Origin of the sequence: Kitasatospora sp. HPM-01-4 (assembly GCF_051374625.1) — a bacterium.
GTDB lineage: Bacteria > Actinomycetota > Actinomycetes > Streptomycetales > Streptomycetaceae > Kitasatospora.
In genome coordinates, this window is the sequence record NZ_JBPQGP010000005.1 from 5,383,536 (window position 1) to 5,406,323 (window position 22,788).

Here is a 22,788-nt window from a genome sequence, read left to right on the forward strand (position 1 = left end):
CCCGGATGAGCATTCTCGTCCCCACCGTCGTGGACAGCGACCAGCTGCACCGCGACGCCCTGACGGTCCTGCAGCCCGGTTTCGTGGGCACCGTCCCGCCCGACTGGCTGCGCCGCCACCTGGCGGCCGGGCTCGGCTCGGTCGCGCTGTTCGGACGGAACGTCACCGATCCCGGACAGCTCGCCGCGCTCACCGCCGCGCTGCGCTCGGAGAACCCGGACGTGCTGGTCGCCATCGACGAGGAGGGCGGCGACGTCACCCGGCTGGAGGCCGGCTCCGGCTCCTCCTGGCCGGGCAACCTGGCCCTCGGCGCGATCGACGATCCCGCCCTGACCCGGGACGTCGCCCGTGAACTGGGCCGGGCGCTGGCCGCCTGCGGTGTCAACTACAACTGGGCGCCCTCGGCCGACGTCAACTCCAACCCGCGCAACCCGGTGATCGGGGTGCGCTCCTTCGGCGCCGACCCCGAGCTGTGCGCCCGGCACACCGCCGCCTGGGTCTCGGGCCTGCAGTCGGTCGGCGTGGCCGCCTGCGCCAAGCACTTCCCCGGCCACGGCGACACCGCCGTCGACTCCCACCTCGGCCTGCCCGTGGTGGACGTGGACGTGGACCTGCTGCGCTCGCGCGACCTGGTCCCGTTCATGGCCGCGATCGAGGCCGGCGCCAAGGCCGTGATGACCGCGCACATCATGATCCCGGCACTGGACCCGGCCCTGCCCGCCACCCTCAGCCGGGCCGTGCTCAGCGACCTGCTGCGCGGATCGCTGGGCTACCAGGGCCTGATCGTCACCGACGGCATCGAGATGGGCGCCATCGCCGACACCTACGGCACCGGCGAGGGCACCGTCCTCGCCCTGATCGCCGGGGCCGACGCGATCTGCGTCGGCGGCGGTCTGGCCGACGAGGAGACGGTGCTGCACCTGCGCGACGCCATCGTGGAAGCGGTCCGCGCCGGCCGGCTGGCCGAGGAGCGCCTGGCCGACGCGGCCGAGCGGGTCCGCGCCCTGGGCAGCTGGGCCCGGATCGAGGCCCAGGGCGAACTGGCCGAACCCGACCTGGCGATCGGCCTGCGGGCCGCCCGCCGGGCACTGCGGGTGGTCCGGGCGCCGGGCGCGCCCGTGGCACCGGTGACCGAGCGCCCGTACGTGGCCTCGTTCTCCCCGCAGGCCAACATCGCGGTGGGCGACGAGACCCCCTGGGGCGTGGCCGGCATGCTGGCGGCCCGCTTCCCCGGCACCCGTACCGCCCGGTTCGGCCCGGACGTCGAGCCGGGGGAGATGGCGGCCCGGGTGCTCTCCGAGGCGGCCGGCCGCCGGCTGGTCCTGGTGGTCCGCGACGCGCACCGGCACTCCTGGATGTCCGCGGCCCTGGAGCGGCTGGTGGCGGCCCGTCCGGACGCGCTGGTGGTCGAGATGGGCGTACCGCAGGCCGTCCCGGTCGGCGCGCTGCACATCTCCACCCACGGCGCGGCCCGGGTCTGCGGGCTGGCCGCCGTCGAGGTGCTGACGGGACAGGCCCTCTGACCTTCCGTCACGGCCCGGGGCCCGCCGGAGACCTCCTCCGGCGGGCCCCGGGCTTTTCCCCGCCCCGCCCGCCGCACTCCCTTAAGAGGGCCTCAGGGGCACCTTGAAGGGACCGTAGGTGATGCCCCGGCCACACGCCGCGCACAACTCACAACAGGTCTGCAACACAAGCCACTTCACGCCCGCTGATGCGTTGACGCCCGATGTGGTCTAGGCCAGGATCCAGGCCAGCTGGTCTGTACCACCGCGCAGACCTACCTGTTCCTCGGGAGGATTGCGTGAAGCGTCGGCTGCTGGCGGCGATCGGTGTCACGGGCCTGCTGGCCCAGCTCGCTGGCTGCGGCTCGGCCGGCTCGGCGAAGGCCGGGGCGGCGGCCACCGCCGACCCCGCGCGGGCCACCGGCACGGTCACCGTCTGGCTGATGCCCGAGGCCCGGAACAACTGGCCGGATCTGGTGCGGAGCGTCAACGACGAGTTCACCGCCAAGTACCCGAAGGTCAGTCTCAAGGTCGGCTACCAGACCTGGAAGGACAAGACCGGGAACCTGGACGCGGCGCTCGGCAGCGGCAACGCCCCCGACGTGGTCGAACTCGGCAACACCGAGACCATGAAGTACATCCTGGCCGGCGCGCTCGCCCCGGTGGACAAGGCCGGCTTCGACAACTCCGACTCCTGGATCCGGGGACTCGTCAACACCTGTACCTACCAGGACAAGCTGTTCTGCGTCCCGTACTACGCGGGTGCCCGGGTCGGTATCTACAACTCGGCGATGTTCCAGGAGGCCACCGGCAGCGCCGGCTTCCCCGGAACCGAGGACGGCCTGCGGAGCGCGCTCGACAGGATCCAGGCGAAGCACCGGGGCGACAAGGGCTTCTCCGCGCTCTACCTGCCGGGCCCGTACTGGTACGCCGCGATGTCCTACGTGTACGCGTACGGCGGCGCGATCGCCCGCTTCGACAACTCCGGCAACTGGCACGGCAGTCTGCACGACGCCAGGTCCCAGCAGGGGATCCAGCACTTCGTGGACCTGGTGCGGACGTACAACCACGGCGACCTGACCGTCGACGAGGCCGACCAGAGCGGCGTGCTGGCCAGGCAGAAGGCGGCCGTGCTCTACGGCAACGCCTGGGAGGCCGCCGCCGCGAGCGCCCCGGCCGCCGGCGACCCCAAGCTGGCCGGCAGCCTCAGGCAGGCCGTCATGCCGGGCCCGAACGGCAAGCCGCTGCCCTCCTTCATCGGCGGCTCGGACCTCGCGGTGACCGCCAAGTCCCCCTCGGCCAAGCTGGCCGAGGACTGGATCCGGATGTTCACCAGCACCAGGTCCGAGCAGATGCTGGCCGACAAGGACACCCTGCCGAACAACCTGGTCCAGCTGGAGCCGCTGAAGACCAAGGCCGCCACGGCCGCCGCCGCCAACGCGGTCCCGGACGCCTGGTTCACCCCGCCGGCCCCCGGCTGGGCCGCCGTCGAGAAGCAGAACGTGCTGGTCCGCATGCTGGACGGCATCCTGGGCGGCAAGTCGGTGGACGCCGCCACCAGGGAGGCGGACGCGGCGATCGACAACCTGATCAACAAGCCGGCCTGACGTCCGGCGCCCGCGTACCGGAGTGTGCTCCGGACGGGCTCTCACCGTAGGATCGGCGCAGGAATCATTCGCAGCGAGTGTGCGGACTCGCCGCCGTAAAGAGGTCCCCGTCAGGCATTCGTCCGCCGGGGTTCAACCATCTCATCGGAGGCACATCCAGATGTCCGACCCGCAGACCACTTCCGTCCCCGGCCGGATCATGGCGGCGGAGATGGCCGAGCAGCCGGCCGTCCTGCAGCGCATCCTCGACGAGGGCGCACCGAGGATCCGCGAGATCGCGGCCCAGATCGCCGCCCGCAACCCGCGCTTCGTCCTGCTGACCGCGCGCGGCACGTCCGACAACGCGGCGCTGTACGCGAAGTACCTGATCGAGGTGGTGCTGGGGAAGCCCGCCGGCCTCACCTCGATGTCCACCACCACGGCGTACGGCGCCAAGCCGGACCTCACCGACGTGCTCGTGATCACCGTCAGCCAGTCCGGCGGTTCGCCCGACCTGGTGGCCTCCACCAAGGCCGCCCGCGAGGCCGGTGCCATCACCCTGGCGGTCACCAACAACGCCGCGTCGCCGCTGGCCGAGGTCTCCGAGTTCCACATCGACGTGCTGGCGGGCCCGGAGAAGGCGCTGCCGGCCACCAAGACCTACACCGCCGAGCTGCTCGCCCTCTACCTGCTGGTCGAGGGCCTGCGCGGGGGCGACGGCTCGGCGGCCAGGGTGCTGCCCGAGCTGGCCGCCCGGATCCTGGCCCGCCGGGACGAGGTCAGGAAGCTGGCCGAGCGCTACCGCTTCGCCCAGCGCCTGGTGATCACCTCGCGCGGCTACGGCTACCCGACCGCCCGTGAGGCGGCGCTGAAGCTGATGGAGACCACCTACATCCCGGCCTCCCCGTTCTCCGGTGCCGACCTGCTGCACGGCCCGCTGGCCATGGTGGACAACGTCTCCCCGGTCATCGCGATCGTGCCGGACGGCAAGGGCGGGGAGGCGCTGCAGCCGGTCCTCGACCGCCTGCGCGGTCGGGGCGCCGACCTGGTGGTCGTCGGCCAGCAGGAACAGGTGGACGCCGCCTCCGCGGGCTTCGTGCTCCCGGCCGGGGTCCCCGAGGAGGTCCAGCCGATCCTGGAGATCCTCCCGCTCCAGCAGCTCGCCTACGAGGTCACCATCGCCCGCGGTCAGGACCCGGACGCCCCCCGCTCCCTCGCCAAGGTCACCGAGACCCGCTGACCGGCGGATCCGCTGACGCGCAAGCCCCCGGCCGTCGACGGCCGGGGGCTTGCGCATGGCAGGGCGGGCATCGGGGTGCGGGTGGCCTCAGGGGGGCCCTTCAGGGGTGCGAGGAGCCGCCCGAGGGGCAGAATCTCGGCCGCGCGCCTCAGGAGCAGTGGCACCGCCGGCGGACTGTGGTGAGGGCCCGGCTCACCCCGCAGGAGGCGGAAAAGCACTACGGGCCACGGCGCCGACACGGGACCCTCAACCCGTGCGGCACCGCAGCCCGGAGCTGTCGTCGGGCGCCTCGACCGACCGATGGCTGTGCGGGGCCCTCGGGTGGTCGGCGACCGACCGAGGAGCTGCCTCGCGCGGTCAGGGCAGTTGCGCGGCGGGCCGCTCCTTGGTGCTCTTTCATTGTGGACTAGACCAATTCCGTTGTCCAGGGCGATTCGCAAATTGGTCTGGACAACTTGTCGGCGAACCCGGAACGAACCCGCGGTGAAACCCCGGGCGGCCCTCGCACCCCGGCCCGGCCGGGAGTGGTCGCCCGCCCCGCCCGCGCCGCCTCCGGTTACGCTCGCAATGTGCCCTCGCTGAACGAACTCGTCCGCCGCCACACCACGCTGACCGGTGCCGATGTGGAGTGGCTCCACATGCTGGTCTCGGAGTGGCAGCTGCTCTCCGACCTCTCCTTCGCCGACCTGGTGCTCTGGATCCCCACCTGGGACGGCATCCGGTACGTCTCGGTCGCCCAGATGCGCCCCAACACCGGCCCCACCTCGTACCAGGACGACATGGTCGGGCACCTGGTGCCGCGCGGCCGCCGCCCGCTCCTGGACGCCGCCTTCGACGAGGGACGGATCGTCCGCGAGGGCGACCCGGAGTGGCGCGAGGAGGTCCCGGTCCGCGTCGAGTCGATCCCGGTCCGGCGCGAGGGCCGGGTGCTCGGGGTGATCGCCCGCAACACCAACCTGCTGACCGTGCGCACCCCCAGCCGGCTGGAGCTCACCTATCTGCAGAGCGCTTCCGACCTGGCCCAGATGATCGCCGCAGGAACGTTTCCCTACCCCGCCGAGCAGACCGACATGGACGCCGCACCCCGGGTCGGCGACGGCCTGATCAGGCTGGACTCCGAGGGTGTCGTCACCTACGCCAGCCCCAACGCGCTCTCCGCCTACCACCGGCTCGGCCTCACCTCCGACCTGGTCGGAAGTCATCTCGGCGCCTCCACGGCCGAGTTGGTGCCGCCGTCGCGCGGTGCGGTGCACGAGGCGCTGGTGAAACTGGCCAGCGGCTGGGCCCCCCGGCAGACCGAGGTCGAGGCCCAGGGGGGAGTGGTCACCCTGCGGGCCATCCCGCTCAAGCCGAAGGGCACGCTCACCGGCTCGCTGGTGCTCTGCCGGGACGTCACCGAGCTGCGCCGCCGCGACCGGGAGCTGATGACCAAGGACGCCACCATCCGGGAGATCCACCACCGGGTGAAGAACAACCTGCAGACGGTGGCCGCCCTGCTGCGCCTCCAGTCCCGCCGGATGGACTCCGAGGCCGGGCGGGCCGCGCTGGACGAGGCCGTCCGCCGGGTGGGCTCGATCGCCATCGTGCACGAGACGCTCTCGCAGGCCCTGGACGAGAAGGTGGCCTTCGACGAGATCGCCGACCGGGTGCTGACCATGGTCAAGGAGCTGTCCCAGGACGGCAGCGTGGTGACCAGGCGCACCGGCAGCTTCGGCATCCTGCCGGCCGAGGTCGCCACCCCGCTGGCGATGGTCCTCACCGAGCTGCTGCAGAACGCGCTGGAGCACGCCTTCGGCACCAAGGCCGAGGGGAGCCTGGAGGTCAGCGCACTGCGCGGCCGGGCCCCGGCGAGCGGCAAGGGCTGGTCGGACAGCTGGAACACCGACGGCCGGCCCGCCGAGTACCTGCTGATCACCGTGCAGGACGACGGCAAGGGCATGCCCGAGGGCTTCGACCCCCAGCAGGCCGGCAACCTCGGTCTGCAGATCGTCCGTACCCTCTGCACCAACGAACTGGGCGGCAGTTTCGACATGGTCGACGCACCGGGCGGCGGCACCAAGGTGATCCTGGAGATCCCCGTCCCGTAACCGCCCTGGCGCGCCCCTCGCGAGCCGGGGGGCGCGCCGGGCCGGAGCGTCCGGAAGCGGGTGAGGGGCGGCAGCACACCAACGAGGCCCTGTCGACCGGGGGGGGGTGGGTCGACAGGGCCTCTCAACCCGTTCCGGCCGTCGGGGGGAGTCGGCCGGAACGGGGGCTCTTTGGTGGTGCGACGCCGGGCCGTGTGTTGCACACGGTGAGCGCCTCAGGTCCACAGTATTGCTCTAAGTGAGCAGTAGCAAGTGTCCTGGCCGCTCGGCGTGGTCCGGACCTCGTTGAGGCGTGGCCCGTCCTGCGGAAGGCTCTGCCGATGGCGCGACCGAAGTCGTGTTCGCGGCGGCTGAGCCCTTGATCATGGGTTGATCAGGTAGAGCTGATGGTGCGTCAGGCGGTGCGGGCGCGGTTGCGGGCGGCGCGGCGCTTCATCGCACGACGCTCGTCCTCGCTCATGCCGCCCCAGACGCCGGCGTCCTGGCCGGTCTCCAGCGCCCACTGCAGGCACTGCTCCATGACGGGACAGCGGCGGCACACGGCCTTGGCTTCCTCGATCTGCAGCAGAGCAGGACCGGTGTTCCCGATCGGGAAGAAGAGCTCCGGGTCCTCTTCGCGGCAGACAGCGCGGTGGCGCCAGTCCATGTCCAACTCCTCCGGTCGGTGGGTGGGTGACCCGTCCGACTCACTCGTGGCTTGTGAATGTGAACGCTTTCACGAATCCCACAACAGCAAAAGAGACCAAGGGCCCGCCCGGGCCTGGGTGGTCTGTGCTGAGGTGGGGTTCGGGCGGATCAAGGGAGCCGCCGCCTGCGACGCCCGTCCCGCGGGGTCGCTGGGACGTGTCCCGATCGCCATGTAGAGGTTCGCAAACCTCGGGCCGGGATACAACCCCCTTCGGGTAGGAATTTTTGATTCTTCGGTGTCGCCTAGCTCACAGCCCGTACTTCTATGGGGTGAAGGGGGCTTGTGCGTTCGAGAAGAAGGAGGAAACCGCCTTCTGGTCACACAATCACACGCAGTGCCCGCCGAACGCCTGTGAAACTGACGCGACTCCTGTCTCCAAGGTGGTCCCCATCGACCTGAAATGGGACCGGTTCCTGTGAAACCAAGGTGAAGTGTCTGACGTCGTGGTAGGAGACAACGTGCTTTCCGTGTGGGCCGACCGGCTTCGCGGAGCCAATAGCAGGAGTGTGCGAACGCAGAATCTGACGGACCGTTCGAGCCGTGCCGAACGCCGTCATTCGAGTGATGCCGAAGACATCAAGATCGGTATCGAAGGAAGCGGAGGGCGAGGGAACCACCGGGCGATTACCCAGAAAAGTCCATGGCGAGGTGTTGGACACTATCGCCATCACCAACCCCGGCACCGCTTCCTGGCCATTGATCTCCAGGTTGATCGGGCCTTTTCGGCGATGCTCACGCTCAGTGATGTAGTGCCGGAGCGCCTGGTTGACGTACAGCGCGTGTGTGGACCGGCGGCCCGACCTGCGCTGCTCCTCGACCCGGCCGACCACGCCGGCGTCGAAGCCGAGACCCGCGGTGAAGGTGAACCAGCGGTCCGGCAGGCCCTCGGTCATCGCCTTGCCCAGGCCGATCGCCCGCTCCCGCCCGTGCTCCACCGCGTCCAGCAGTGCGCCGGTCGCCTCCACCGGGTCGTTCGGCAGCCCCAGCGCGCGGGCGAAGACATTGGTGCTGCCCCCGGGGACCACCGCGAGGCGCGGCAGCCGGTCGGACGGGCCGTGCGCCAGCAGACCGTTCACCACCTCGTTGACGGTGCCGTCGCCGCCGAGCGCCACCACCAGGTCCACCCCGTCCTCGACGGCCGCCCGGCGGGCCAGGTCCCGGGCGTGGCCCCGGTACCCGGTCTCCGCGACTTCCAGCTTCAGATCGCTGCGCAGTGCGTGGATCAGTACGTCACGGGTGCGTCCACTGGTGGTGGTGGCCTTGGGGTTCACGACCAGGAGTGCGCGCATGTCGATCAGCCTACGGGGCCGTACGGATAAGGTGCCGGTTACCCTGCTGGAGTGACCGCAGAAACTACGCAGGCTCCGGGTGGGCCGACCCCGGGCAGACCGGCCCCGCTGCTCCGGGGCGCCGCCATCACCGCGCTCGAAGGGGCCGTCCTGGCCGGCTGGGGCATCTACGACATGGTCTCGGGGCTGCTCGGCGACTCGGCGGCGCTCGGCCGCAGCGAGTTCGGCGGAGTGATCCTGCTGGTGATGGGCCTGCTGCCGCTGGCGGCCGCGCGCGCCCTGCTCAGGCTCCAGCGCTGGGGCCGCAGCCCGGCCGTGCTGACCAACACCATCTGCCTGCCGGTCGCGTACTACATGTGGCAGGGCGACGGCCTGGCGCCCGCGCTGGCGGTCGTGGTGGGCGCCCTGGGCGTGTACGGCGTGGTCAGCCTGCTCAACCCCCGTGCCACCGAGGCCCTTTACGGTCCGCGGACCGACTGAGCGGGCCGCCCGGGCGGGTCGGAACGCGTACGGCCGGAGAGCTGGGCTCTCCGGCCGTACGCGTGTGCCGTGCCAGGTGTCACTCCTCGACCAGCAGCTTCTCCCGCAGCTGCGCCAAGGTCCGGGCCAGCAGCCGGGAGACGTGCATCTGCGAGATGCCCACCTCGGCGGCGATCTGGGACTGCGTCATGTTCCGGAAGAACCGGAGCACCAGGATCTTCTGTTCGCGCGGCGGGAGTTGGGCGAGCAGCGGCTTGAGCGACTCGCGGTACTCGACGCCCTCCAGGGCCTCGTCGGTCGCCCCCAGGGTGTCCGCCACGGCCGGCGACTCGTCGTCGCTGTCCGGGACGTCCAGCGAGAGCGTGGAGTACGCGTTGGCGGACTCCAGGCCCTCCAGCACGTCCTCCTCGGAGATGCCGAGGTGCTCGGCCAGCTCGTGCACCGTGGGGGAGCGGCCGTGCCGCTGGGAGAGCTCGCTGGTGGCGGTGGTGAGCGAGAGCCGCAGCTCCTGCAGCCGGCGCGGCACCCGCACCGCCCAGCCCTTGTCGCGGAAGTGCCGCTTGATCTCGCCGACGATGGTCGGGGTGGCGTAGGTGGAGAACTCCACCCCGCGCTCGTGGTCGAAGCGGTCCACCGACTTGATCAGGCCGATGGTGGCGACCTGGGTGAGGTCGTCCAGCGGCTCGCCGCGGTTGCGGAAGCGCCGGGCCAGGTGCTCCACCAGCGGGATGTGCATCCGTACCAGCTGGTTGCGCAGCTCGACCCGCTCCGGGGACCCCTCGGGCAGCGCGGCCAGCCGGACGAAGAGCGCCCGGGCGGCCTCCCGGTCGGGCGCGCCGGACCGGTGCCGGTCCTGCGCGGGCACCGCGCTGCGGACCGCCTCGGCGGCGGCCCTCAGCTCCTCGGCCGTGAGCTCCTCGGCGAGCTCGTCCTCGGCTCCGAACCCGTCCCGGTCACGGCCTTCGTCCCGGGCGCGGTCCGGCTGCTGGGCGTCCGGCTGCTGGTCCGGTGTCGGGTCGGTCGGCTGGCTCATCCGATGGGTGTCCTTCGGGTGCACGTCGGCCGCCGCGGTTCGGTCTTCCACGGCGTTTCGGGAGTGGTACGGGGCGGCGTCGCTCGCCTGGGGCGGCACGGCCACGTCGGCGGTGGCGGCCGGGCTGCCGGCCACACCTGTGCGGTCCAGATCACTCACGGCGATCACCCGTTCCGTTCCGGGAGCACTTCACATTGGTTGTACCGCACTGCGGTACGGGGGAGCCGTACGCGCGGGGAAACGCGCGTACGGCTTCACGGCCGGTTCTCGCCCGCCCGGCACGCCTCGGCGCGCCCTGCGGGCCCGCTCTCACACCGGGGCGGGCGTTCCGCCGCGCTTCTTGTGCAGGCTGATCGACACCGTGTTGTCCGGGCCGACCGAGGAGTCCACCTCGCCTGCGAGCGCGGAGAGCACCGTCCAGGCGAAGGTGTCCCGCTCGGGGGCCTTGCCGTCGGTGGTCGGCGCGGCGACGGTGACCCTGAGCGAGTCCCCGACCAACCGGAACTCGCAGCTCAGGATCGAGCCCGGCACCGCCTGCTGGAGCAGGATGGCGCAGGCCTCGTCCACCGCGATCCGGAGATCCTCGATCTCGTCCAGGGTGAAGTCCAGCCGGGCCGCGAGTCCGGCGGTGGCCGTTCGCAGCACCGAGAGGTAGGCCCCGGCTGCGGGCAGCCGGACCTCCACGAAGTCCTTCACTCCGGGCTCGCCGTCGATCTGGGACACCCTCACCTCCTGGGTGACGCGCGGTGCTTGCGGCACTGCGGCCGCGGCACTTCCTGTTGCTTGGCTCAACTGCTTCGCCCCAACTGTCCAGAGGGGTGGTGCGGTACGTACCGGTCATACCCACCCGGGAGAGGCCGGAACGCCGCGCATCCGCCCGAGACGTTACCGCGAGAGGCGCCCCGGTGTCGCGATCCGGCCCCGCCGTCACGGGAACGAGCGAAACGGACGGGATCAGCCGCCCAGTTCCGCGAGGGCCTCGTCGGTCAACCGGAAGACCGTCCACTCGTCCATGGGGACGGCCCCCAGTGACTTGTAGAACCCGATCGAGGGCTCGTTCCAGTCAAGCACGGACCACTCCAGACGGGAGTACCCGCGAGCCACGCAGATCCGCGCCAGCTCGGTCAGCAGCGCCTTGCCGTGGCCGCCGCCGCGCGCGCTCGGGCGGACGTAGAGGTCCTCCAGGTAGATGCCGTGGGTGCCGCGCCAGGTGGAGAAGTTGCGGAACCACAGCGCGAAGCCGACCGGTTCGCCACCGGCGTCGTCCTCGGCGATCAGACCGAAGACGGCGGGGTGCTCCCCGAACAGGGCGTCGCGCAGCTGTTCCTCGGTGGCCTGCGCCTCGTGCGGGGCCTTCTCGTACTCGGCCAGCTCGCGGATCATGGCGTGGATGACGGGGACGTCGCTGAGTCGCGCGGTGCGGATCATACGGCGAGGGTACTCGCGGACCCACCGCTGCCGGGAGGCCGTTTTTCGCGGCCCCGGACGCCCGAGGGCCCGGCCGCGGAGGTCGCGGCCGGGCCCCCGTGGGTGCCGGTGGTGATCAGGCGGCCTTCTTGGTCTCCCAGAAGATGCCGTCGATCTCGGCGATCAGGTCGAGCAGCGCCTGGCCGGTGGCCGGGTCGGTGGACGCCTTGGTGGCCGAGGCGGCCTTGCCGGCGCGGTTGAACAGGTCGTGCAGCTGCGGGTACTTCTCGAAGTGCGGGGCCTTGAAGTAGTCCGTGTGCAGCACGGAGAGGTGGTGCTTGACCAGCTCGGCGCGCTCCTCCTTGATGACCAGGGCGCGGGTGCGGAACTGCGGGTCCTCGTTGGCCTGGTACTTCTCCTGAGTCGCCTTCACCGACTCGGCCTCGATGCGCGCCTGGGCGGGGTCGTAGACGCCGCAGGGCAGGTCGCAGTGGGCGTGCGCGGTGGCGCGCGGTGCAAACAGACGAGAGAACATGGGAGTCCTTCCTTAGATCGTCTTCCCGCGCCTGAGATTACCTCTCCGCCCGGCCTGTTACGCCGCTGGGCCGGGGGCCTAGGGCAAAAGAAGGAGGCTCAACCGGTCGAATCCGGACGAGTGTCGAGCCCCGGAAGAAGCTGGGGGATGCTGAGTGCCGGACACTTCGGAGCGGAGAGGGAGCGGATGACTGGCAGCCGGGCGGAGACGGGCCGGGTGGAAGGGCGTGCCGGGGCGGGCGGCGGCCTGCTGCCGTTCGGGATGATCGACGTGGCCGGTCCTTCGATGCGCCCCACCCTGCTGGAGGGTGACCAGGTGGTGGTCCGCTACGGCGCGCGGATCCGCCCGGGCGCCGTGGTGCTGTTCCGGCACCCGCTGCGGCAGGACCTGCTGGTGGTCAAGCGCGCGGCCGGACGGCGCCGGGGCGGCTGGTGGCTGCTGTCCGACAATCCGCTGGTGCTGACCGACAGCCGGGAGTACGGCGCGGTGCCGGACGAGCTGGTGCTCGGGCGGGTGCTGCTGCGGCTGCGTCCGCGCCCGGCCTGGCTGGCCCCGGCGCCCTTGCTGGAGCGGGCCCTGACGTACGGTCCGCTGGCCCGTTGGGGTGCTCTGGCGGACCGCCTCGGGGTCCACCGTCCCGTCAGTTTCGAGCTGTGACGGCCTGCGCGGCCCGCTGGGCCTCCTCGCGCTTGCGGGCCCGGTAGGCGGCGACGTTGGCGCGGGTGGCGCAGCGGTCGGAGCAGTAGCGGCGGGAGCGGTTGGTCGAGGTGTCCAGGTAGGCGTTGCGGCAGGGGGCGGCCTGGCAGAGGCCCAGCCGGTCGACGCCCAGCTCGGTGAGGTGGATGGCCAGGCCCATGCAGGCGACGGCGGTGAAGTTGGCGGCGGCGGTGGGCGCGTTGTCGGCCAGGTGCAGGTGCCAGAGCGGCCGGCCGTCCGGGTTGAGGTCGTCGTGGCCGGAGATCAGCGGGCTGACCGGGTACTCGACCAGCAGGCTGTTCAGCAGGTCCACCGCCCTGACCTGGTCGCCCTCGGCCGCGGACTCGAAGACCCCGCGCAGCCGGACCCGGACCGCGCGCAGGCGCGGCAGGTCGCTCTCGTCGGCGAGCGCGGAGGCCCGCGAGGGCGTACCGAACAGCGCGCGTACGGCGTCCACGGAGGTGAGCGTGTCGGTGCCGCGGCCGGGCTCCTCGCTGTTCACCAGCCGGACGGCATAGTCGGCGTACGAGGCGAGCTCCACGGTGGTCCTTCCAGGGCCGGTAACGGGCGATCTGGATCAAGGGTATTACCTGGCGCGGGAACGCGTAGGCGCCCGGCGGAAACTTTCCGCCGGGCGCCGTGCGACGGGGTTCAGAGCACCTTGGAGAGGAAGGCCCTGGTGCGCTCGTGCTGGGGGTCGGTGAGGACGTCGCGCGGGTGGCCGGACTCGACCACCACGCCGCCGTCCATGAACACCAGTGCGTCGCCGACCTCGCGGGCGAAGCCCATCTCGTGGGTGACCACGATCATCGTCATGCCCTCCTCGGCGAGGCCGCGCATGACGTCCAGGACGTCGCCGACCAGCTCGGGGTCGAGCGCCGAGGTGGGCTCGTCGAAGAGCATCAGCTTGGGCCTCATGGCCAGCGCGCGGGCGATCGCGACGCGCTGCTGCTGGCCGCCGGAGAGCTGGGTGGGGTAGTTCCCGGCCTTGTCGGCCAGGCCGACCCGCTCCAGCAGGACCATCGCGCGTTCCCTGGCCTCGGCCTTGCTCTCCTTCTTGACCTGCACCGGGGCCTCGATGATGTTCTCGAGGGCCGTCATGTGCGGGAACAGGTTGAACCGCTGGAAGACCATGCCGATGTCACGGCGCTTGAGCGCGACCTCGCGGTCCCCCAGCTCATGGAGCCTGCCGTTCTTCATCTTGTAGCCGACCAGTTCGCCGTCGACGGAGAGGAAGCCGGCGTTGATCTTTTCCAGGTGGTTGATGCACCGCAGGAAGGTCGACTTGCCGGAGCCGGAGGGTCCGATCAGGCAGAACACCTCGCCCTGCTTGACCTCCAGGTCGATGCCCTTGAGCACCTCCACCGTCCCGTAGGACTTGTGCACGCCCTCGGCCTTGACCATCGGCTCGCCGGAGGTGTGGGCCTTCACCAGGTCGGTCATGCGTGACCACCTCCCTCAAGCCCGGGAACGACGTCGCCCCTGGCGGGCGGGACCGGCTTCCCGGCGAACAGGCCGCGCATCCGCTGCAGCGGGGTGGGCGGGAGCGTCCGGTTGGCACCGCGGGCGTAGTGCCGCTCGATGTAGTACTGGCCGACGGTCAGGACGGAGGTGAGCAGGAGGTACCAGACGCTCACCGCGATCAGGACCGGGATGGTCTGGAAGGTCCGCGAGAAGATGTTGTGACCCGCCTGGTAGAGCTCCTCGAGGGCGATGACGCTCGCCAGCGAGGAGGTCTTCAGCATCGAGATGGTCTCGTTGCCGGTCGGCGGGATGATCACTCGCATGGCCTGCGGCAGCACGATCCGGCGCAGGGTCGCGGCGCGGCTCATGCCGAGGGCGTGCGCCGCCTCGGTCTGGCCCTCGTCCACCGATTGGAGGCCGCCGCGCACGATCTCGGCCATGTAGGCGGCCTCGTTCAGGCCGAGGCCCAGCAGTGCCGCGACGAAGACGGGGATCAGCTTGTTGGTCGAGCCGGAGACGAATTCCGGGCCGAACGGGATGCCGATCGAGAGGTTGGCCCAGATCGCGCCCAGGAAGTTCCAGAACACCAGCTGGACCAGGACCGGGGTGCCGCGGAAGACCCAGATGTAGCACCAGGCCGTGCCCGACAGCAGCGGGTTGGGGGACAGCCGCATGACCGCGAGGATGATCCCGCCGATCACGCCCATCACCATGGCGAGGGCGGTCAGTTCCAGGGTGACGCCGAGACCGTGCATGATCTGCGCGTCGAAGAGGGTGTTGCCGACGACGTCCCACTGGAAGGCGGGGTTGAGGATCAGGGCGTGGAGCAGCATCGCCGCGAGCACGGCGATGACGAGGGCTCCCGCCCAGCGTCCGGGGTGGCGTACCGGGACGGCCTTGATGATCTCGGGCCGTCCCGGCTTCACCTCCCTCTGATCGGAAGGGTTCACGTTGAGTCGCCTCGGGGTTCGGTCCGGCGGTGGTCAGCTCTTGGCGGCGTTGATCTCGGCCTTGTCGATCGCCCCGGCCTCGACGCCCCACCGCTGCAGGATCTGCTTGTAGGTGCCGTCGTCCATCAGCGACTGGATGGCGCCCTGGACCGCCTTGGTCAGCGGGGAGCCCTTGGCCAGCGCGACGCCGTACGGGGCGCTGTCACGGGTGGTGCCGAGCTTCTCCAGCTGGCCGTTGGTCTGCTTGATCGCGTAGTCGACGACCTGGGAGTCGGCGCTCATGACCTGGTCGCGCCCGGCCACCAGGGCCTGGGTGACGTCCGTCTGCAGGTCGAACTTGTCGCCGTCGTTGGGGATGGCCGGCTTGCCGGCCTTGGCACAGGCGGGGTTGAGGTTGCCCTTGATGTCGTCGACCTCGGTGGTGCCGGTCTGGACGGCGACCTTCTTGCCGCAGAGGTCGGCGGGGTCGATCTTGTCCGGGTTGCCCTTCTTCACCGCGAACGCGATGCCCGAGGTGAAGTAGCTGACCATGTCGAGGGTCTGCTCGCGCTCCTTGGTGTCGGTGAAGGAGCTCATGCCGAGCTGGTACTTCTTCGCGTCGATGCCCGGGATGATCGAGGTGAAGTCGGCGTTCTGCACGTCGGCGGTCAGACCGAGCTTCTGCGCGATGGCGTTGGCCAGGTCGACGTCCATGCCGACGATGTTGCCCTTGTCGTCCTTGAACTCGTCCGGCGCGTAGGAGGCGTCGGCCGCGACCACCAGCTTGCCGGCCGCCTTGACGTCGGCGGGTACGAGCGAGGCCAGTGCCGGGTCGGCGGTGACCGCCTTGACGCTGGCACTCGGGTTGGCCGCGCCTGCGCCGGAGGAGGAACCGCCGCTACTGCCACTGCTGCTGCAGGCGGTCAGCGCGAGGGTGGCGGTGGCGAGGACGGCGCCGGCCGCCAGGAGACGGGAACGCGGGGTGCGGGCGGTCATGGGGGAACTCCTCCTGTGGGAGAGGTCGGGTGGAGGTCGTGCCGGTGTCCTTTGTTCGCCACCCTCCGCCGAGGTGGGCGATCTGGTCGCGCGGGCTCGACGAGCCGGCACTCCCCAGCCGTCGACCAGGGGTGGTACCCCCACCCGACCGGCGGGCCGAAGGAGGCGGTTTCGATCCGAGTTGGGGGGAATCCTGCCACCCGGTGCCGGTGAGCGGGCCGATATTCAGATCAAAATCGGATAACGAGGGCTCGGCGTGTCCGTTATCCGGACGGATGCAGTACATCTGTCACGTTATGTATAGATATGCAGGCATGGCGGCGGTAGGCGGCGCGGGCCGCGGTGAATCCCGAAATGACTGACCAACCGTCAGAAGCCGCCGTTGATGACCGAGTTCTGGGCAGCGCCGGCCGAGACGTTCCACTTGGCGAGGATCTTGTCGTACGCGCCACTGCGGATCGCCCGGTCCAGCGCCTTGGCGACCAGGTCCCGCAGCGCGGTGTCGGACTTCCGCAGCGCGATGCCGTACGGGCCGGGCTGGAGCTGCGGGCCGGCGAGCTGGAACTTGTCGGAGGCGGTCTTCGAGGCGTAGGCGGCGACCGGGAAGTCGTTCAGGTCGGCCACGGCCTTGCCCGAGGCGAGCTCGGCCATCGCCTGGTCGTCGGTGTCCAGCTGGTGCACGGTCAGCGGCTTCTTCAGCCTGTCGCAGGAGGCGGTCTGCCGTTCGGCGATGGCGGCCTGGGTGGTGCCGCGCTGGAGTGCGACGGTGTGGCCGCACAGATCGTCGAGGTTCCTGATGTTCTTCGGATTGCCCTTCTGCACCAGGATCGACGTCCCGGCGATGAAGTAGTCGACGAAGTCCACCCCGGGGCCGGTCTTCTTGCCGCGGTCGTCGGTGCCGTCCTGGCGCTGGCGGTCGTCGCTCAGGGCGGACATCGCGACATCGATGTCCTTGGCCTGCAGGGCGGGCAGCAGTTTGTCGAACGCGGTGTCCACGAACTGGACCCGAAGCCCGAGTTCCTTGCCGATCTCCTCGGCGATGTCCGGGTCGAGCCCGGTCGCCTCGCCGTTCTGGCCCTTGAACTCCACCGGCGCGTAGTTGAGGTCCGAGCCGATCTTCAGCACCCCGGTGGACTTCACGGCCTCGGGCAGCCTGCCGTGCAGGTCCTCGCCGCCCGCGCTCCCGGAGGAGGAGCCGCTGCCGCAGGCGGTGAGCAGCAGTGTCCCGGCCACCAGGGCCACCCCGGCCCGCCCGGCGCGGTTCGCGGTCAGTGGCGACGTTCGGTGCATGGTGGGCTCCTCCGGGTGGGCGAAAGGTGCTGGGCCGCCGGGCGCGCGCGGGCCGGGTGCCGCGGCCTGGGTGGAGCCCCGGCCCTGGGATGCCCGGTGGCCGAAAGTCGGATCCTCCCATCCCGGTCTGCCGGACGGATCGGCGGGTGTGTCAGAATCTGACATCGGGTGACCCCCGAACAGGACTCGGACCGCCGGGCCCTCTCCGTCGATAGGGCGGGGGAGGACTCGGGGCGCGCAGGACCGGAAGTCGACGACGCCGACTCTGGATCCGTAACGCCGGCTTCCCCCTTGTGTCTGGTTCACTCCTGCGAGTGCGCTTGCCTCGTCGTCGTTGCCGCCGCCGGTCGTACGGTTCTTCCGAACCCCCGGTCGTCAAGTGGTGATCTAGTGATGACGAGTGCGTGAAGAGGACAAAAAGGCATAGATCTGGCGCCTTGGTCCGACCTAGTCTCGATGTCCGGCCATGGCCGGGCGACGCTCTGACAGAGCGGAAGCACAGCGCAGAAAAACCCATACCCTCATCCGAGGGCGCGCCCGACGGCTGCGTCCCGACCCGGCTCCGGGTACGCCTCGCGTACCCGGCTTCCCGCTTCCCCGGTTCCGGGACGCGGACCGGGCCGACCGGCCGTCGGCCGAGCACCCTCGCTGATCATGACAAAGAGGTCATTGTGGCAGCGGAGATCATCCACCCGAACACCCAGGACACCGACGACCCGGTCGACGCGGTCTTCGCGCTGCACCGCGGCGGCAAGATGGAGGTGCGGGCCACCGTCCCGGTGCGCGACGCGGACGATCTGTCCCTCGCCTACACACCTGGCGTGGCCCGGGTCTGCACGGCCATCGCCGAGCAGCCCGAGCTGGTCAACGACTACACCTGGAAGTCGAACACGGTCGCGGTGGTCACCGACGGCACCGCCGTGCTGGGCCTCGGGGACATCGGTCCGGAGGCATCGCTGCCCGTGATGGAGGGCAAGGCGATCCTCTTCAAGCAGTTCGGCGGCGTGGACGCGGTCCCGATCGCGCTGGCCTGCACCGCGGTCGACGAGATCGTGGAGACCGTGGTCCGGCTCGCCCCGTCCTTCGGCGGCGTCAACCTGGAGGACATCTCCGCCCCGCGCTGCTTCGAGATCGAGCGCAGGCTCCAGGACGCCCTGGACATCCCGGTCTTCCACGACGACCAGCACGGCACCGCGATCGTCACCACCGCCGCGCTGTGGAATGCCGCCAAGGTGACCGGCCGTGAGATCGGCGACCTGCGTGCCGTCATCTCCGGTGCGGGGGCGGCCGGTATCGCGATCGCCAAGATGCTGGTCGCGGCCGGCATCGGCGACGTGGCGGTCTGCGACCGGCGCGGTGTGGTGTACCAGGGCCGGGAGGACCTCACCGACGTCAAGGCGGAGATCGCCGCCGGGACCAACAAGGCCGGGCTCAAGGGCACCCTGGCCGAGGCGCTCGCGGGCGCGGACGTCTTCATCGGCGTCTCCGGCGGCACCGTGCCCGAGGACGTGGTCGCCACCATGGCCGAGGGCTGCTTCATCTTCGCGATGGCCAACCCCGACCCGGAGATCCACCCCGAGGTCGCGCACCGGTACGCGGCCGTGGTGGCCACCGGGCGCAGCGACTTCCCGAACCAGATCAACAACGTGCTGGCCTTCCCCGGGATCTTCGCGGGCGCCCTCCAGGTCCGGGCCCGCCGGATCACCGAGGGCATGAAGCTGGCCGCCGCCAAGGCGCTGGCCGCCGTCGTCGCCGACGAGCTGACGCCGCAGAAGGTCATCCCCTCGCCGTTCGACGAGCGGGTCGCCCCGGCGGTCTCCAAGGCCGTGGCCGAGGCCGCCCGCGCCGAGGGCGTCGCCCGGAGGTAACCGCCCGAGGACGTGAGCCAGGGGCGGGGAGGAGAGCCGTACGGGCGCGTGGAGGCACGGCCGGGGCGCGCCGGTACGGCCGACGAGCCGGTTGCACCCCGGGCTCCGGACGAGCCGGCGCGACCGGCCGTCCGGACACCGGGACGGGCCCGGCTCCTGTGAGCGCGCGGTCCCTCCGCACCCCTGGCCGGCCGGTCGCGCCGGGACACGCGGTGGAGGTCACACCCCCGCGTGGTTCCCGGCCACCGGTGTCGCGGCTATCGTCCGGGTCATGTTCGCTGCCTACGCCGCACGTATCGATGCCGACGATCCGCTCAGCGCACTGGAGTTGGGGGAACTCCCCGAACCGGAGGTCCGTCCGGGATGGAGCGTGGTGACGGTCAGGGCCGCCACCCTCAACCACCATGACCTCTGGTCGCTGCGCGGGGTGGGACTGCCCGCGGAGCGGCTGCCGATGATCCTCGGCTGCGACGCCGCGGGGGTGGACGAGCACGGCAACGAGGTCGTCGTGCACTCCGTGATCGGGCAGAGCGGTCACGGGGTCGGCCCCGACGAACCGCGCTCCATGCTGACCGAGCGTTACCAGGGCGGCTTCGCCGAGCGTATCGCCGTACCGACCTGGAACCTGCTGCCCAAGCCCGCCGAGCTCACCTTCGAACAGGCCGCCTGCCTCCCCACCGCCTGGCTGACGGCCTACCGGATGCTGTTCACCAAGGCGGGCGTCAAGCCCGGTGACACCGTGCTGGTCCAGGGCGCGGGCGGCGGGGTCTCGACCGCGCTGGTGGTGCTGGCCAAGGCGGCCGGGCTGCGGGTCTGGGTGACCGGACGGGACGAGGTCAAGCGGGCCAGGGCGGTCGAGCTCGGGGCGGACGCCGCGTTCGAGAGCGGGGCCCGGCTGCCCGAGCGGGTGGACGCGGTGATGGAGACCGTCGGTGCCGCCACCTGGTCGCACTCGGTCAAGGTGCTCAGGCCCGGCGGCACCATCGTGATCTCCGGTGCCACCTCCGGCCACAACCCGCCGGCCGCCGAGCTGAACCGGATCTTCTTCCTGGAACTCAACGTGGCGGGCTCCACCATGGGCACCAAGGACGAGCTCGCCGGACTGCTCTCGCTCTGCGTCAACACCGGCGTCCGTCCGGTGATCGACAGCGTGTACCCGCTGGCCGAGGCCCGTGACGCCTTCGCCCGGCTCGCCAAGGGCGACGTCTTCGGCAAGCTGGTGCTGACGCCGTAACTCGCCTGAGGAGAGGGGCACTTCGGCCGGGCGCGCGGTTCCCCGCGCGCCCGACGGGAGTTGTCTAGCCCAGGATCTGCCGCAGGCGCTGTGCCGCCGTCGCCAGGACGGTCCGGGACTCGGCGAGCCGGTCGGCGGTCACCCCGGTGTCGCGGGCACTGTCCCTGATCTGGTCGCGGAAGCGGTCGAGCAGGCGCTCCAACTCCCGGGCGGGGTCGGCCGACGGATCGGTCTCGGTCCACGGGGGAAGGTCCACCGGGGCCCGGTCGGTGTCGCCGGCAGCGCTCTCCGTGCGGCCCGCGCCCTCCTTGTCCAGATCGATCCGGGTGATCCGGACCTCCTCCGCGGGCGCCGTGGGGTGTCCCCACCCGGCGGCGTCGGCCAGGGAGGCCAGGCCGCGGGTCAGTTCGGAGAGGCCGTCGGCCAGGCCGGCGGACCAGTCCCCGCGGGCGGCCGCCTCGCGGACCTGCTGCTCCACCCGGCGCTTGATCCGCATCGCCTCCTGCTGCGCGGCGGACCTGGCGGCCCTGGACTGCTCGCGCAGCCTGCGGGCCTCCTCCTCGGCCGCCTTCGCCTTCGCCCTGGCGGCCCGCTCCTGCTCCTTGGCCCGCTTGGCCTGCTCCTTGGCCTGCGCCTTGAACTGGGCGAACTCCTCCTTGGCCCGCTGCCAGGACTCCTTCTCCCCCCACGGGCCGTCCCACGGGCCCCCGTCCTCGGCCTGCGGCCGGGGCGCCTTCTGGGCCGCGCCCCAGAGTTCCTCGCGCAGGTCCTTGGCACTGTCCCGGACGTCCTCGCGGATCGCCCCGGCCAGCTGGGCCACCGAGTCGCGGATCTCCACCTCCAGCTCGGCCAGCTCGTCCTGGCGCATGCTCAGCTCGGCGCGCCCGGCGTCGGTGAGCCGGAAGACCTTGCGGCCGCCCTCGGAGCTGTGGGTGACCAGGCCCTCCTTCTCCAGCTTCGCCAGCCGGGGGTACACGGTCCCGGCGGAGGGCGCGTACAGGCCCTGGAAGCGCTCCTCCAGCAGGCGGATCACCTCGTAGCCGTGGCGGGGGGCCTCGTCCAGGAGCTTCAGCAGATACAGCCGGAGCCTGCCGTGGCCGAAGACGGGGGTCATGTCATGCCTCCTGAGTGCCGGCGGAGGGGAGTTCCTTCACCAGGTTGGGGCGGTCGTCCGCGTCGGGGCGGCGGAGCACCGTCACCGCGCCGGAGACGGTGGTGACCTGGAGCCTGCCGTTGCCGCTGCCGAGCTGGCCGGAGAGCTTCTTGGCTCCCCAGGTGCCGCCGAGCTTGAGTTCCTCGAAAGTGCTGGTCAGGTCGCCGCTGGTGGTGCCGGCCTCGACCCTGGTGTCGGCGAGCGAGGGCAGCCGGACACCGACCGCGCCGTTCACCGTGGTGACCCGGATGTCGGCGGCGGTCTCGACGTCCAGATCCAGGGTGACGTCGCCGCTGACGGAGTTGGCCTGGACCTTCTCGGCCTGTCCGGCGACCAGGGTGACCTGGCCGGAGACGGTGTTGACCCGGAGCTCGCCGGCCACCGACTGGGCGTTCACGTTACCGGAGACGGTGTTGGCGTCGGTCCGGCCGGTGAGGCCGACCAGGGTGGTCTCGCCGCTGGCGCCGTTCACCGAGACCTTGCCGGTGAGCCCGGAGACCGTGGCGTCGGCCGAGATGGTGCCGATCCTCGCCTCGGCGCCGGCCGGGACGGCCAGCGAGACCACGGCCCGGCGCTTGCGGCGCAGCGAGGCGAAGAAGTACTTGACCGACTGCACCGACTTCACGGCCTCGCCGAACTCGGACCAGCTGAGGTCCTTGTAGGTCACGGTGAGGACGCCGTCCTCCAGGCTGACCAGCAGCGGCTCGCCCTCCAGCTCGGTGACCTCCAGGCGGGCCGGGCCCTCGGTGGCGACGACGTTGACCGCGCCGCCGATGGTGCGCACGTGCAGAGTGTCGACCGGCTGTCCGTCGAAGTCGATCCGCTGCGGCTCGCTGACCGTCCACTGGCTCATGGTGCTGTCGCCTCCCGTTGAGTGGTTCGCGATGTATCGCGTCTCCCTTGGTTAAGACGATATATCGCGTGGTGGCCAAGTCAAGGACGCCTCGACCCTGGTCTCTCCCGTAGGGGCAGCCCCGACTGCACACTTGCCCGGAGGCGAGCGAGGAGTGACTGAGGGCCCGGCAGGCGGTTGCCTACCGGGCCCTCGGCACCGCGGATCAGTCCTCGTCCTCGTCGTCCAGCCGGGCCAGCCAGGTGGCCAGCCGCTCGACCGGGACCTCGAAGTCGGGGTTGAGGTCGACGAACTCCCGCAGCCGCTCGGCCAGCCACTCGAAGGTGACCTCCTCCTCGCCGCGCCGGCTCTCCAGTTCCTCGATGCCTCGGTCGGTGAAGTACACGGTTCTGCGCTCCGCTGTGATGGGGGTGCCGGCCCGATGGGGCTCGGCTGTCAGGATAGCCGCGGGCCCGGCC

Annotated in this window: 22 protein-coding genes; 8 read left to right on the plus strand and 14 right to left on the minus strand. The window is 71.1% G+C overall.

Translation table 11 applies throughout. The annotated features are described in order from the left end of the window. The first annotated feature begins 5 nt into the window (after window positions 1-5). The 4 genes from ACSMTC_RS23470 (at window position 6) to ACSMTC_RS23485 (ending at window position 6,415) form a co-directional block, all read left to right on the plus strand. Window positions 6-1,523: a glycoside hydrolase family 3 protein gene (locus ACSMTC_RS23470; protein WP_436561682.1), complete on the plus strand. Its 1,518-nt coding sequence runs from the start codon at window positions 6-8 to the stop codon at window positions 1,521-1,523. 278 nt (window positions 1,524-1,801) lie between these two features. Beyond that, window positions 1,802-3,109 (plus strand): extracellular solute-binding protein, encoded by a 1,308-nt coding sequence (locus ACSMTC_RS23475; RefSeq protein WP_436561683.1) that lies wholly within the window; start codon window positions 1,802-1,804, stop codon window positions 3,107-3,109. A 160-nt stretch (window positions 3,110-3,269) separates the two neighbouring features. Continuing rightward, a complete protein-coding gene (locus tag ACSMTC_RS23480) occupies window positions 3,270-4,328 on the plus strand; it encodes an SIS domain-containing protein (RefSeq protein WP_436561684.1) in 1,059 nt (352 codons plus the stop codon). A gap of 569 nt (window positions 4,329-4,897) precedes the next feature. Continuing rightward, window positions 4,898-6,415, plus strand: coding sequence for a sensor histidine kinase (locus ACSMTC_RS23485; protein WP_436561685.1), 1,518 nt, complete (start codon window positions 4,898-4,900; stop codon window positions 6,413-6,415). A gap of 394 nt (window positions 6,416-6,809) precedes the next feature. Here the strand turns inward: ACSMTC_RS23485 and ACSMTC_RS23490 are convergent, their stop codons facing one another. Further along, complete coding sequence (locus ACSMTC_RS23490; RefSeq protein WP_014138019.1) at window positions 6,810-7,061, minus strand: WhiB family transcriptional regulator; 252 nt, start codon at window positions 7,059-7,061, stop codon at window positions 6,810-6,812. A gap of 359 nt (window positions 7,062-7,420) precedes the next feature. Beyond that, a complete protein-coding gene (locus ACSMTC_RS23495) occupies window positions 7,421-8,392 on the minus strand; it encodes a diacylglycerol/lipid kinase family protein (protein ID WP_436561686.1) in 972 nt (323 codons plus the stop codon). Window positions 8,393-8,443: 51 nt separating this feature from the next. Between ACSMTC_RS23495 and ACSMTC_RS23500 the strand changes: the two genes are divergently transcribed. Further along, window positions 8,444-8,872 carry a hypothetical protein gene (locus tag ACSMTC_RS23500; RefSeq protein WP_436561687.1) on the plus strand — a complete coding sequence of 143 codons (429 nt, stop codon included), beginning with the start codon at window positions 8,444-8,446 and terminating at the stop codon, window positions 8,870-8,872. Between the two features lie 79 nt (window positions 8,873-8,951). Here the strand turns inward: ACSMTC_RS23500 and ACSMTC_RS23505 are convergent, their stop codons facing one another. The 4 genes from ACSMTC_RS23505 to sodN form a co-directional block, all read right to left on the minus strand. Continuing rightward, window positions 8,952-10,064 (minus strand): RNA polymerase sigma factor SigF, encoded by a 1,113-nt coding sequence (locus tag ACSMTC_RS23505; protein ID WP_436561688.1) that lies wholly within the window; start codon window positions 10,062-10,064, stop codon window positions 8,952-8,954. 150 nt (window positions 10,065-10,214) lie between these two features. Next, window positions 10,215-10,628: an ATP-binding protein gene (locus ACSMTC_RS23510; RefSeq protein WP_436561689.1), complete on the minus strand. Its 414-nt coding sequence runs from the start codon at window positions 10,626-10,628 to the stop codon at window positions 10,215-10,217. Between the two features lie 231 nt (window positions 10,629-10,859). Beyond that, on the minus strand, window positions 10,860-11,333 hold the full coding sequence (locus ACSMTC_RS23515) for a GNAT family N-acetyltransferase (RefSeq protein ID WP_436561690.1): 474 nt from the start codon (window positions 11,331-11,333) through the stop codon (window positions 10,860-10,862). Window positions 11,334-11,448: 115 nt separating this feature from the next. Further along, on the minus strand, window positions 11,449-11,847 hold the full coding sequence (sodN, locus tag ACSMTC_RS23520) for a superoxide dismutase, Ni (RefSeq protein ID WP_436561691.1): 399 nt from the start codon (window positions 11,845-11,847) through the stop codon (window positions 11,449-11,451). Window positions 11,848-12,033: 186 nt separating this feature from the next. On the opposite strand from sodN, the gene sodX reads away from it, so the two are divergent. After that, window positions 12,034-12,504 carry a nickel-type superoxide dismutase maturation protease gene (sodX, locus tag ACSMTC_RS23525; protein WP_436561692.1) on the plus strand — a complete coding sequence of 157 codons (471 nt, stop codon included), beginning with the start codon at window positions 12,034-12,036 and terminating at the stop codon, window positions 12,502-12,504. Here sodX and ACSMTC_RS23530 read toward each other — a convergent pair. The 5 genes from ACSMTC_RS23530 to ACSMTC_RS23550 form a co-directional block, all read right to left on the minus strand. Continuing rightward, window positions 12,488-13,084 (minus strand): CGNR zinc finger domain-containing protein, encoded by a 597-nt coding sequence (locus ACSMTC_RS23530; protein ID WP_436561693.1) that lies wholly within the window; start codon window positions 13,082-13,084, stop codon window positions 12,488-12,490. The genes sodX and ACSMTC_RS23530 overlap by 17 nt on opposite strands. Window positions 13,085-13,194: 110 nt before the next feature. After that, on the minus strand, window positions 13,195-13,986 hold the full coding sequence (locus tag ACSMTC_RS23535) for an amino acid ABC transporter ATP-binding protein (RefSeq protein WP_436561694.1): 792 nt from the start codon (window positions 13,984-13,986) through the stop codon (window positions 13,195-13,197). Further along, on the minus strand, window positions 13,983-14,957 hold the full coding sequence (locus ACSMTC_RS23540; RefSeq protein WP_436561695.1) for an amino acid ABC transporter permease: 975 nt from the start codon (window positions 14,955-14,957) through the stop codon (window positions 13,983-13,985). The genes ACSMTC_RS23535 and ACSMTC_RS23540 overlap by 4 nt, the downstream gene beginning before the upstream one ends. Before the next feature lie 33 nt (window positions 14,958-14,990). Then, the gene (locus ACSMTC_RS23545) at window positions 14,991-15,932 is read right to left on the minus strand and encodes an ABC transporter substrate-binding protein (protein WP_436561696.1); all 942 of its coding nucleotides are present in this window, start codon (window positions 15,930-15,932) and stop codon (window positions 14,991-14,993) included. Between the two features lie 369 nt (window positions 15,933-16,301). Next, a complete protein-coding gene (locus ACSMTC_RS23550) occupies window positions 16,302-17,222 on the minus strand; it encodes an ABC transporter substrate-binding protein (protein WP_436561697.1) in 921 nt (306 codons plus the stop codon). Window positions 17,223-17,893: 671 nt separating this feature from the next. On the opposite strand from ACSMTC_RS23550, the gene ACSMTC_RS23555 reads away from it, so the two are divergent. Together ACSMTC_RS23555 and ACSMTC_RS23560 are read left to right on the plus strand one after the other, a co-directional pair. Next, window positions 17,894-19,090, plus strand: coding sequence for an NAD(P)-dependent malic enzyme (locus ACSMTC_RS23555; protein WP_436561698.1), 1,197 nt, complete (start codon window positions 17,894-17,896; stop codon window positions 19,088-19,090). A 271-nt stretch (window positions 19,091-19,361) separates the two neighbouring features. Beyond that, entirely contained in the window at window positions 19,362-20,324 is a 963-nt protein-coding gene (locus ACSMTC_RS23560) for a zinc-binding dehydrogenase (RefSeq protein WP_436561699.1), read from the plus strand. A gap of 64 nt (window positions 20,325-20,388) precedes the next feature. On the opposite strand, the gene ACSMTC_RS23565 is transcribed toward ACSMTC_RS23560, so the two are convergent. The 3 genes from ACSMTC_RS23565 to ACSMTC_RS23575 form a co-directional block, all read right to left on the minus strand. After that, complete coding sequence (locus ACSMTC_RS23565; RefSeq protein ID WP_436561700.1) at window positions 20,389-21,438, minus strand: PadR family transcriptional regulator; 1,050 nt, start codon at window positions 21,436-21,438, stop codon at window positions 20,389-20,391. Window position 21,439: 1 nt separating this feature from the next. Further along, window positions 21,440-22,330 (minus strand): DUF4097 family beta strand repeat-containing protein, encoded by an 891-nt coding sequence (locus ACSMTC_RS23570; protein WP_436561701.1) that lies wholly within the window; start codon window positions 22,328-22,330, stop codon window positions 21,440-21,442. 205 nt (window positions 22,331-22,535) lie between these two features. After that, a complete protein-coding gene (locus ACSMTC_RS23575; protein ID WP_035866044.1) occupies window positions 22,536-22,715 on the minus strand; it encodes a DUF6104 family protein in 180 nt (59 codons plus the stop codon). Window positions 22,716-22,788 lie beyond the last annotated feature (73 nt).